Annotated in this window: 9 protein-coding genes; 8 read left to right on the forward strand and 1 reads right to left on the reverse strand. The window is 59.5% G+C overall.

From position 1 onward, the window contains the following. The first annotated feature begins 60 nt into the window (after nucleotides 1-60). Nucleotides 61-2,109, forward strand: coding sequence for a M3 family metallopeptidase (locus BI292_RS20515; protein ID WP_101208960.1), 2,049 nt, complete (start codon nucleotides 61-63; stop codon nucleotides 2,107-2,109). Here the strand turns inward: BI292_RS20515 and BI292_RS20520 are convergent. Further along, nucleotides 2,090-2,749: a dual specificity protein phosphatase family protein gene (locus tag BI292_RS20520; RefSeq protein WP_101208961.1), complete on the reverse strand. Its 660-nt coding sequence runs from the start codon at nucleotides 2,747-2,749 to the stop codon at nucleotides 2,090-2,092. The genes BI292_RS20515 and BI292_RS20520 overlap by 20 nt on opposite strands. A 294-nt stretch (nucleotides 2,750-3,043) precedes the next feature. On the opposite strand from BI292_RS20520, the gene BI292_RS20525 reads away from it, so the two are divergent. From BI292_RS20525 to BI292_RS20560, 7 genes are all read left to right on the forward strand, one after another. After that, a complete protein-coding gene (locus tag BI292_RS20525) occupies nucleotides 3,044-3,790 on the forward strand; it encodes a gluconate 2-dehydrogenase subunit 3 family protein (protein WP_092281588.1) in 747 nt (248 codons plus the stop codon). A gap of 2 nt (nucleotides 3,791-3,792) precedes the next feature. After that, nucleotides 3,793-5,577 carry a GMC family oxidoreductase gene (locus BI292_RS20530; RefSeq protein ID WP_101208962.1) on the forward strand — a complete coding sequence of 595 codons (1,785 nt, stop codon included), beginning with the start codon at nucleotides 3,793-3,795 and terminating at the stop codon, nucleotides 5,575-5,577. 12 nt (nucleotides 5,578-5,589) lie between these two features. Beyond that, nucleotides 5,590-6,894, forward strand: coding sequence for a cytochrome c (locus tag BI292_RS20535; RefSeq protein ID WP_101208963.1), 1,305 nt, complete (start codon nucleotides 5,590-5,592; stop codon nucleotides 6,892-6,894). Nucleotides 6,895-7,346: 452 nt separating this feature from the next. Then, entirely contained in the window at nucleotides 7,347-7,589 is a 243-nt protein-coding gene (locus BI292_RS20545) for a pyocin S6 family toxin immunity protein (RefSeq protein WP_101208964.1), read from the forward strand. A 163-nt stretch (nucleotides 7,590-7,752) separates the two neighbouring features. Beyond that, the gene (locus BI292_RS20550) at nucleotides 7,753-8,811 is read left to right on the forward strand and encodes a PA0069 family radical SAM protein (protein WP_101208965.1); all 1,059 of its coding nucleotides are present in this window, start codon (nucleotides 7,753-7,755) and stop codon (nucleotides 8,809-8,811) included. A 242-nt stretch (nucleotides 8,812-9,053) separates the two neighbouring features. Next, nucleotides 9,054-9,788 (forward strand): carbonic anhydrase, encoded by a 735-nt coding sequence (locus BI292_RS20555; protein WP_101208966.1) that lies wholly within the window; start codon nucleotides 9,054-9,056, stop codon nucleotides 9,786-9,788. Between the two features lie 91 nt (nucleotides 9,789-9,879). Further along, a complete protein-coding gene (locus BI292_RS20560) occupies nucleotides 9,880-11,406 on the forward strand; it encodes a SulP family inorganic anion transporter (RefSeq protein ID WP_101208967.1) in 1,527 nt (508 codons plus the stop codon). The last annotated feature ends 242 nt before the right edge of the window (nucleotides 11,407-11,648 follow it).

Below are 11,648 nucleotides of genomic sequence, written 5' to 3' on the forward strand. Positions count from 1 at the left end.
CTCTGCCCTGCGCTTCCTTTTTAAGCTGAGCCGATTGAATCGCTCATCAAGGAAGATGCCATGCCTGATATCAATCCGTTATTGCAGCGCTGGGACCTGCCGCCCTGGTCGTCCATTCGCGCTGAACATCTGATCCCCGCCGTCGAAAAAATCATTGCTGACAACCGTCAGGTCCTCGCCGACGTCATCGCCACGCAATCCGCCGTCCCGACCTGGGACGATCTGGTGCTGGCCGTGGCTGAAACCGATGCGCGGCTGGATGAAGTGATGGCCATCATCGCCACCCTCGACACCGTGCAGCACGAAGGCGATGCATGGCGTCGGGCGAGCGCCGTGTGTGCCGAGGCGCAGAACCGTTACCTGGCGGATAAATCGAGCAATCTGGCGTTGTACCGCGCGTATCAAACGCTGGCGCAAAGCGCGATTGCGGTGAATTTCGACGCACCGCGCAAAGCGGTGCTGGAGAAAATCCTCCGCGAGTTTCGCTTGTCGGGGATCGAGTTGTCCGCTGAACAGCAGGGCAACCTGGCGAAGCTCAATCACGACATCGGCCTGCTGCAAAGTCTGTTTCTGAACAACCTCGACAACGCCAACGCGGCGTGGAGCAAGCGCATCGATGACGCCGAACACCTCAAAGGATTGAACCAGGCCGCTCAGGATCGCCTCGCCGAGAATGCGCGGCAGGCCGGCCACTCAGGTTGGCTGTTGCCGCTGGACCGCGCCACGTGTCATCAAGTGCTGACTTATGCCGAGAACCGCGCCCTGCGCGAAGAGTATTTCGCTGCGTATTTCACCCGCGCCTCCGATCAAGGCCCGCACGCCGGGCAGTTCGACAATGAACCAGTGCTGGCCCTGTTGCTGGCTCAGCGGCATCGCAAAGCGCTGCTGCTCGGCTATGAAAACTTCGCGCAATTGAGTCTGGCCAATCGCATGGCCGATTCGACCGAGCGCGTCAGCGCTTTTCTGCGCCAGCAAGTGGCGCTGGAAACGCCGCATTTCGAAGCCGATGCACGGGCGATAGCGACCCTTGCCGCCGAGTTCGGATTGGCCGATGTGCAGGCCTGGGATCACTTGTTTCTTGCCGAGAAACTGCGCCAACGCAATCTCGGAACAGCGCTGAAAAACCTGCGCAGCTATTTTCCGTTCGACGGCACCCTGCGCCGACTGTGCCTGTTCAGCGAACGCATGTTCGGCATTCAAATCGTCGAGCAAAACCTGTTCGAGCGCTGGCACGACGAGGTTCGATTGTTTGAGGTCAGTGAGCACGGCCAAGTGATCGGGCACATTTATCTTGATCCCTACCATCGCCAGCCCGCGCCGGATTTTGCCTGGACCGCCACCCCGCGCAATCGTCGAATCGACGCCGAAGGTCGACAGACGTTGCCGATCGCGATTCTTCACGCCAACTTCGCCAACTTCGCCGCGGTCGCCGAAGGTCAACCGCGCTTGCTGAATCATCTGGACCTGCGGGTGTTGTTCCACGAATTCGGGCATTGCCTGCACCAAGTGCTGACCCGTTCGACGCACTACAACCTGTCAGGAGTGAGCGAACTCGGGCGCGATACGGCGGAGTTTGCCGGGCAATTCTTTGAGCTGTGGTGCCAGTCCCCGGCGTTTCTGCTGTGGCTGGCGGCCCACCATCAAACCGGTGAGCGCCTGAGCGAAGCGCGGGTCAACGCGGCGATGAGCGCCATTCAGAAACACAGCAGTTGGGACACCGCGTACTTGTTGCTGAGCGCTTCTTTCGATTTCGAGTTGCACTGTTGCCAGGGCGACGGGCGCAGCGCGCAGCAGGTTTTCGCCGACGTGCAGCGCCGCTTGCCGCACTTGAAAATGCCGGCCTACGCACGCTTCGCCAACGGTTTCGACTACCTGGCCACCGGGTACGAAGCGTCGGTTTACGCCTATAAATGGTCGGGCGTGCTGGCCAGCGAAGCGTTCAAACGTTTCGATAGAGACTGGGTGTTCAATGCGCAAACCGGCCGGGCGTTTCGCGAGGCGGTTTTTGGCCCGGGGGATGCGCGCTCGTTGATGGTTTCGCTGGAGGAATTCCTCGGTCGAGCGCTGGGTGATCTGTTCCCGACCGGCGTCACTTCGCCGGTTGCGTGACGGACTCGAGATTGGCCGACTGGAACCAGTTCTTCATCGAACACACGGCAAACGCACTGGTGCTGCATTCACCGTTGGCCAGCGCGGTGCGCAGTCGGTCGGTATCGGCCTGCATCATGTAACGAACGCTGTCCTTGAAATGGCTGCTGTCGCCGAAACCGCCGGTGGTCATTTCATTCAACGCGTCTTCCTTGCTCCAACCCTGCAGCACCACGCGGTACATCGCGGCGATCAGGCCGGTGCGATCAGAGCCGTGCTTGCAGTGCATCAACACCGACCCCTTGGCCTCGGCGGTTTGAATGGCGCGCAGGGCGGCGATGATCTGCGCGTCATCGACGTGGCTGGTGCGGTAAGGCAATTGCACCTTTTCGATGCCCGGCGCCGACAACCAGCGCGCATCCGTTTCCGGCAGGAAATTGATCACGGTTTTGACCTGGAGCCTGTCCAGCAGCGGCACCACGCCGCCGTCGGGCAAAGCGCTGCGGTAGAGATTCGGCGACATTTGAAAGAGGTTGTATTGGCGGTCCACCGACTGCGCCCATTGCGCCGGCCTGGTGGACGCGATGTCGTCGGCCAGCGCCAGTGGAACCATGAACAACGCGACCAATGACAGGCAAATCGAAGAGAAGATTTTGGACATGCTGAGCGACCGTGCGGAAGGTAAGCCAAGCGTGCCGCCGGGGCGGTCAACGACTTGTGAGCCGGTCGTCAAAGAATCGTGAATCCGCCCGCAGGACTACTGCTTTCGTCGTAAAAGCCGATTTATTTGGGCTGAATCGATTTTTGCGGATGCTTAGCCTGCTACCATTTGTTACCAAAGTTTGCCGATGCGCGGTTTTTTCACCGATTGCCCGCCCCCATGCATCGCTGCCAAAACGAAAAGTCGTTCGATGAAACGGCTCACAAACCGTCAATGCCTGATGAGGTGCACCCCATGTCTGATCAAGATCGAGACAACCCCCGGCGTGAGTTTTTGCGCAAATCCCTGACCTTGATCCCGGTGGTCACCGTGGCCAGCACCGCGCTGGGCAGCACTGTCCTGCGCGCCGCCCCAGAGCCGGCGCCCGCAGCGCCCGCCCCGGCAAAAACCCCGGTCAGCAGCAGCGTGTATGAACCCAACTACTTCACCGCCGAAGAATGGACGTTCATCAACGCCGCCGTCGCGCAATTGATCCCGAGCGACGCCCAAGGGCCGGGCGCACTTGAGGCCGGCGTTCCGGAATACATCGACCGCCAGATGAACACCCCTTATGCCGCCGGCGCCTTGTGGTTCATGCAAGGCCCGTTCAACGCCGACGCCCCTGCGGAAATGGGCTGGCAGAGCAAATTGGTGCCCAAAGAGATCTATCGCCTGGGCATCGCCGCCACGGATGCCTGGTCGAAAACGCTCAACGGCAAAACATTTGCCGAGCAAGACAGCGCTACCCGAGACGATTTGCTCAAGCAACTCGAGGCCGGCAAACCTCAATTCGACACTGTCCCAGCGAAGATTTTCTTCAACCTGCTGCTGCAGAACACCAAGGAAGGGTTCTTCTGCGACCCGATCCACGGCGGCAATAAAGGCATGGTCGGCTGGACCATGATCGGTTTCCCCGGCGCCCGCGCCGATTTCATGGATTGGGTGGAACGCAACGAGCAATACCCCTTCCCGGCAGTGTCGATTCGCGGCGAGAGGGCTTGAGCATGGCAACGGTAATGAAGAAGGTTGATGCGGTCATCGTCGGTTTCGGCTGGACGGGCGCGATCATGGCCAAAGAGCTGACAGAAGCGGGCCTCAACGTGCTGGCGCTGGAGCGCGGGCCGATGCAGGACACTTACCCCGACGGCAACTATCCGCAGGTAATTGACGAACTGACCTACAGCGTGCGGAAAAAACTCTTTCAGGACATCTCCAAAGAGACCGTGACCATCCGTCACAGCGTCAATGACATCGCCCTGCCGAATCGCCAACTCGGCGCGTTCCTGCCCGGCAATGGGGTCGGCGGCGCGGGCCTGCACTGGTCCGGCGTGCATTTTCGGGTTGATCCGATCGAGCTGCGGATGCGCAGCCATTACGAAGAACGCTACGGCAAAAACTTCATCCCCAAAGACATGACCATTCAGGACTTCGGCGTCAGCTATGAAGAGCTGGAACCGTTTTTCGATTACGCCGAAAAAGTCTTCGGCACTTCCGGTCAGGCGTGGACGGTAAACGGTCAACTGGTCGGCGAAGGCAAGGGCGGCAACCCTTACGCGCCGGATCGCTCGAACCCGTTTCCACTGGAATCGCAGAAGAACACGGTTTCCGCACAGCTGTTTCAGAAAGCCGCTACAGCCGTCGGGTACAAACCCTACAACCTGCCGTCAGCCAATACTTCAGGCCCGTACACCAATCCCTACGGCGCACAAATGGGCCCGTGCAACTTCTGCGGTTTTTGCAGCGGTTACGTTTGCTACATGTATTCCAAGGCTTCGCCGAACGTGAACATTCTGCCGGCGCTCAAGCCTCTGCCGAATTTCGAATTGCGGCCCAACTCCCATGTGCTGCGGGTCAACCTCGACAGCACCAAGACCAAAGCCACTGGCGTGACGTATATCGACGGTCAGGGCCGCGAAATCGAGCAGCCGGCCGACCTGGTGATCCTCGGCGCATTCCAGTTTCATAACGTGCGATTGATGTTGCTCTCGGGCATCGGCAAGCCTTACGACCCGATCAGCGGCGAAGGCGTGGTAGGAAAAAACTTCGCCTACCAGAACATGGCCACGATCAAGGCGTTCTTCGACAAAGACACCCACACCAACAACTTCATCGGTGCCGGCGGCAACGGCGTGGCGATTGATGATTTCAATGCCGACAACTTCGACCACGGGCCGCACGGTTTCGTCGGTGGCTCGCCGATGTGGGTCAACCAGGCCGGCAGCCGGCCGATTGCCGGGACCTCGAACCCGCCCGGCACACCGGCGTGGGGCAGTGCGTGGAAACGCGCGACCGCCGATTACTACACCCACCAGGTGTCGATGGACGCCCACGGCGCGCATCAGTCTTATCGCGGCAACTACCTCGATCTCGACCCGGTTTACCGCGATGCCTACGGCTTGCCGCTGCTGCGCATGACGTTCGACTGGCAGGAAAACGACATCAAGATGAACCGCTTCATGGTCGAGAAAATGGGCAAGATCGCCGAAGCGATGGGCCCCAAAGCCATCGCCGTGATTGGCAAAAAGGTCGGCGATCACTTCAACACCGCTTCCTATCAGACCACCCACCTCAACGGTGGCGCGATCATGGGCACCGACCCGAAAACCAGCGCGCTGAACCGTTATTTGCAGAGCTGGGACGTGCACAACGTTTTCGTGCCGGGCGCGTCTGCTTTCCCACAAGGCCTGGGCTACAACCCTACAGGGCTGGTCGCCGCGCTGACGTATTGGTCGGCTCGGGCGATCCGCGAGCAATACCTGAAAAACCCCGGCCCGCTGGTTCAGGCTTAAGGAGCGATGACCATGAAAGCACTCGTTATCGCGACGTTGGCCCTGCTCGGCAGCAGTTCAATCAGCGCGGCAGAAGTTGATCAAAATCTGATCAAACAAGGCGAATACCTGGCCCGGGCCGGCGACTGTGTCGCTTGTCACACCGCCAAGGACGGCAAGCCGTTCGCCGGTGGCCTGCCGATGGAAACGCCGATCGGCACCATCTATTCCACCAACATCACCCCGGACAAAACCGGCCTCGGTGACTACAGCTTCGAAGACTTCGATAAAGCCGTGCGCCATGGCGTCGCGAAAAATGGCAGCACGTTGTACCCGGCGATGCCGTATCCGTCCTACGCCAGTGTCACTCAGGCTGACATGCAAGCCTTGTACGCCTACTTCATGCACGGCGTGGCGCCGGTCGCGCAGGAAAACCGCGCCAGCGACATTCCGTGGCCATTGAGCATGCGTTGGCCGCTGATGGGTTGGCGCTGGATGTTTGCCCCGGACGTGGCGGATTACCAGGCAAAACCGGGCGAAGATGCGGTGGTCAGCCGTGGGGCTTATCTGGTCGAAGGCCTCGGACATTGCGGCGCGTGCCATACGCCGCGTGCCTTGACCATGCAGGAAAAATCGCTGAATGCCGGCGAAGGCAGTACTTTTCTGTCAGGCAGTGCGCCGCTCGAAGGCTGGATCGCGAAAAGCCTGCGTGGCGACCACAAGGACGGTCTCGGCAGTTGGAGCGAAGCGCAATTGGTGCAATTCCTCAAGACCGGGCGCAGCGACCGTAGCGCAGTCTTCGGTGGGATGAGCGATGTGGTCACCCACAGCATGCAATACATGACCGACAACGACCTGACGGCGATTGCGCGCTACCTCAAATCGTTACCGGCCAACGACCCCAACGACCAGCCGCACCAGTACGACAAACAAGTAGCGCAAGCGCTGTGGAAGGGTGACGACAGCAAGCCTGGCGCAGCGGTCTACATCGACAACTGCGCGGCGTGCCACCGCACCGATGGCCACGGCTATACCCGCGTGTTCCCGGCGCTGGCGGGCAACCCGGTGCTGCAAACGGACGACCCGACCTCGCTGATTCACATCGTGCTCAAGGGCGACACGCTGCCCGCCACGCACACGGCGCCCTCGACCTTCACCATGCCGGGTTTTGCCTGGCGCTTGTCGGATCAGGAAGTCGCGGACGTAGTCAGTTTCATCCGTGGCAGCTGGGGCAACACCGGCGCGCCGGTCAAGGCCAGCGACGTTGCCGAATTGCGTGGCGATGATATGAAAACCACCTCGGGTGACGATTTGGGCCAGGTTACCGAAAAGAACTGATCGCCCAGCGGCACTAGCCAGATGAGCAACGCCTCGCTACTTCATAGAACCAGTATCGAGGCGTTTTCATTTCCACCCCCTCCCGCCATGGGGCCGTGGCACCGCCGCCAATCCACGGCGATAGACGATCTTTCACGAATTTTCAGAACCGCCCTACATTCAGGCCATACCCACATGGGGTAGCGTCCCTTGCGCATTTAAACGGCGAAACAGGGATGCTTGATGGCTCGCGACAAGGAAATACCTCAGGTTTGGGTATCGGGTGGTGGCGGTGGTGGTTCAGGTATTGGAGTTCGTTACCTTCGGGATATGACATCGACTGAACTGGCAGAGCGTGACGCCCGACAAAAGTCCTATGACGACATGCTCGCCAGACAGCAGGCGTATGAAGATCGCTTCGTCAAGCGAGCCCAAAAGGAAGACGCCTTCAAAGTGAGAGCTGGGAGTCATTTATGTTTTTATGTATCGAAGGTTTTTTCCCTGAAGGTCACGAGAATGAGTTTGTGCAATTTGAGCTGGACGTCGCACCAGAATTCAATCAGGCCGTGCTTGATTTGGTTGGCTGGGAGTCCCTTGAAGATGGCGTGAGACATGGCGTTGTGGAGCTGACAGCAGAGCAAGTCCGGCAGATTGAAGGTGTGCTCGGAAAACCCATACCGAGTGAGCTTGATATCTGCATTAGTGTTTTGGCGTAAAAATAATGGGCCCCCTCCATGAAAACTGTGTATCACAGGATTTTTGCCCGACAACTTTGAAGACAGCTCACTGCAAAGCAAGAAAGGAGGAAACGCCGAACGGTGCTGGCACGGGTAGTTAACGCGATGTACTGTACGCCCATACAGCCTCCGAGAATTGCCGATGTCCACCCCTCTCCCGCCACGCGGCCGTGGCACCGCTGCCAATCCGCACAACCGCTTTGCGCCGAACCGCTCGGTGGCGGAGGACGATGGCTGGTATCAGGAAGTGCCGGTCACCCAGGGCACGGAAGTGCGGATCGAGACGGCGAAAACCATCATCACCCGCAACAATTCACCCGACCTGCCGTTCGACCGCTCGATCAATCCCTATCGCGGCTGCGAGCATGGCTGCATTTATTGTTATGCGCGGCCCAGCCACGCGTATTGGGACATGTCGCCGGGGCTGGATTTCGAGACCAAACTGATCGCCAAGACCAACGCCGCAGACGTGCTCGAAGAGCAACTGTCGAAACGCGGCTATCAATGTGCGCCGATCAACCTTGGCTCCAACACCGACCCGTACCAGCCGATCGAGCGCGAGCACAAAATCACCCGGCAAACCCTCGAAGTGCTGCTGCGCTATCGGCACCCGGTGACCATCATTACCAAGGGTTCGCTGATTCTGCGTGACCTCGACTTGCTCACCGAGCTGGCCGAGCAGCGGCTGGTGGCGGTGATGATCAGCCTGACCACGCTGGACGACGAACTCAAACGCATCCTCGAACCCCGCGCCGCAGCGCCGAAAGCACGGCTGCGGGCGATCCGGGTGATGCGCGAGGCAGGTATTCCGGTCGGCGTGTTGTGTTCGCCGATGATCCCGATGATCAATGACAGCGAAATCGAAAGCCTGCTGACCGAGGCCCACGCGGCTGGCGCGCAGAGTGCGGCGTACATGATGTTGCGCTTGCCACTGGAGGTCGCGCCGCTGTTCGAGGAATGGCTGGCCGCGCACTATCCGCAGCGTGCCGCGCATGTGCTGAGCCTGATCCGCCAGAGCCGTGGCGGCGAGCTCTACGACAGTCGCTTTGGTGCGCGAATGCGTGGCGAAGGGCCGTTCGCCGACCTGTTGGCGCAACGTTTTGCCAAGGCCATCAAGCGCCTCGGGCTTAACCATCGCGACGGATTTGATCTGGACTGCGATGCCTTCTGTCCGCCGGGTCGCCAAATGTCTTTGATTTAGGGACAATCAGCCCAATATTGGGTAGCCTGAAAATCATTAGGCCACTACGCGGTCACAAATTTTGTGACCTGAAACACACGCTCTAGAGCCTTTGATTCAGTTTGAGTTAAGTTTCGACGGTTACCTTGTTCATCGAGTGACTGACGGGTCGGCTTCTTCGACCTGGACGTTTTTTAAACAGCCACTGGCTTCATATCGGACTTAACGGGAACATTCCCCGGCTCCGTCAGAGAGGATGAATTATGAGTGACAAGGATAAACAGCCGTTGGCTGCGTCGGCTTCTGCACCCCACGCTGATGCGGAATCCGCCGATGCAGCGCTGAAGCATATCGTTGACGGCTTTTTGCACTTTCATCATGAGATTTTCCCGCAGCAGGAAGAGCTCTTCAAAAAACTCGCCACGGCGCAAAACCCGCGGGCGATGTTCATTACCTGCGCTGATTCGCGCATCGTTCCTGAACTGATCACCCAAAGTTCCCCCGGCGATCTGTTCGTGACCCGTAACGTCGGCAACGTTGTGCCACCTTATGGGCAAATGAACGGCGGCGTTTCCACCGCGATCGAATACGCGGTGCTCGCTCTGGGCGTGCAGCACATCATCATCTGCGGACACTCCGACTGCGGCGCCATGCGCGCAGTGCTGAACCCGCAAAGCCTGGAAAAAATGCCCACGGTCAAAGCCTGGCTGCGGCACGCCGAAGTGGCGAAAACCATGGTCCAGGAAAACTGCAATTGCGTTGACGAAGGCGAAAGCATGCACATCCTCACCGAAGAGAATGTGATCGCTCAGCTGCAACATCTACGCACACACCCATCGGTGGCCTCGCGGATGGCCAACGGTCAGCTGTTTATCCATGGCTGGGTGTACAGCATCGAAACCAGCGAAATCAGAGCTTACGACGCCGATCAGGGCTGTTTCCTGCCCCTGGATGGCAGTCATCCGATTCCGGTGGCGACGCCCAAAGCGCGTTTCTAAGTCCTCCTGACAATCCCTGTGTGATTTAGCCGAGGCTGCTGTTCAAGCAGCCTGGCTTTGTCACGCCTGAAGAAAATTGGGGAGAACTCCCATGCGTGCTGCACAAATGAAAGCTGTTCTGCCACGGGAGCTTTTGGCTTCCGTGGTGGTGTTTCTGGTGGCCCTGCCGTTGTGCATGGGCATCGCCATCGCGTCGGGATTGCCGCCGGCCAAAGGCCTGATTACCGGGATTATCGGTGGCCTGGTGGTCGGCTGGATTGCCGGTTCACCGCTGCAAGTCAGCGGCCCGGCGGCGGGTCTGGCGGTGTTGGTGTTTGAGCTGGTGCGCCAACACGGGATCGCCATGCTCGGGCCGATCCTGCTGCTCGCAGGGTTTCTGCAATTGGTCGCCGGGCGACTGAAACTCGGCTGCTGGTTTCGCGTCACGGCCCCGGCGGTGGTCTACGGCATGCTCGCCGGGATCGGCGTGTTGATCGTGTTATCACAGGTGCATGTGATGCTCGATGCGGTGCCCAAACCTTCGGGGCTGGATAATCTGACGGCGTTCCCGGCGGCGGTCATGCAGGCTTTGCCATCGTTGGGTTGGCAGGCCGGTTTGCTCGGCTTGTCGACGATTGCGGTGATGTGGCTGTGGGAAAAATTCCGCCCGCATTCGCTGCGCTTTATCCCGGGTGCATTGCTCGGCGTTGGTTTGGCGACCGTTGCCAGTTTGATCCTGGCGTTGCAGGTAAAACGCGTGGAAGTCCCGGCCAACCTGGCTGAAGCAATTGATTGGCTGAAACCGGCGGACCTGCTTAATCTCGCCGATCCGACGTTGTTGATCGCGGCATTTGCCGTGGCGTTTATCGCCAGCGCCGAAACCTTGCTGTCCGCCGCCGCCGTGGATCGCATGCACAGCGGCGAACGTTCCGATTTCGACCGCGAATTGTCGGCGCAAGGTGTAGGCAACATGCTCTGCGGTTTGCTCGGCGCATTGCCGATGACCGGTGTGATCGTGCGCAGCTCGGCCAACGTTCAGGCTGGCGCCACCACGCGCATGTCGACGATCTTCCACGGCTTGTGGCTGCTCGGTTTTGTCCTGTTGCTGTCCAGTGTGTTGCAAAGCATTCCGGTGGCGAGCCTCGCGGGCGTGCTGGTCTACACCGGGTTCAAACTGGTCGATATGAAGGCTTTTCGGGGTTTGGGCCGTTACGGGCGGATGCCGATGTTCACCTACGCGGCCACCGCGCTGGCGATCATCTTCACTGACCTGCTGACCGGCGTATTGATCGGCTTCGGTTTGACCCTGGCGAAACTGGCGTGGAAGGCCTCGCGCCTGAAGATCAGCCTGATCGACCTGCCGCAGGACGGCGAGATGGAGTTGCGTCTGATCGGCGCGGGGACCTTCCTCAAGGTGCCGGCGCTGACCCAAGTGCTGGCGACCATTCCACCGGGCGTGACCGTGCATGTGCCGCTGAATAACCTCAGCTACATCGACCATTCGTGTCTGGAACTGCTTGAAGAGTGGGGTCGGGCGAATGCGGCGAAGGGTTCGAAGTTGGTGATTGAACCGCGCGGCTTGAAACGCCGATTGGAAGGGCGCCTGCGCACCACCACCGGCATCGGCTCCGCCGCATAGCAAAACCTGTAGGAGCAAGGCTTGCCCGCGAAGGGGCCGTGTCAGTTGATGCAGATGTCAGCTGATACACCGCCATCGCGAGCAAGCTCAGCTCCTACAAGGGCATGATGCGCCATACACAAAACCTGTAGGAGCGAGGCTTGCCCGCGAAGGGGCCGTGTCAGTTGATAAACATGTCAGCCGATAGACCGCCATCGCGAGCAAGCTCAGCTCCCACAGGATTTAGCGCCATACACAGAACC

Origin of the sequence: Pseudomonas sp. 43NM1 (assembly GCF_002836905.1) — a bacterium.
GTDB classification, from domain to species: domain Bacteria; phylum Pseudomonadota; class Gammaproteobacteria; order Pseudomonadales; family Pseudomonadaceae; genus Aquipseudomonas; species Aquipseudomonas prosekii.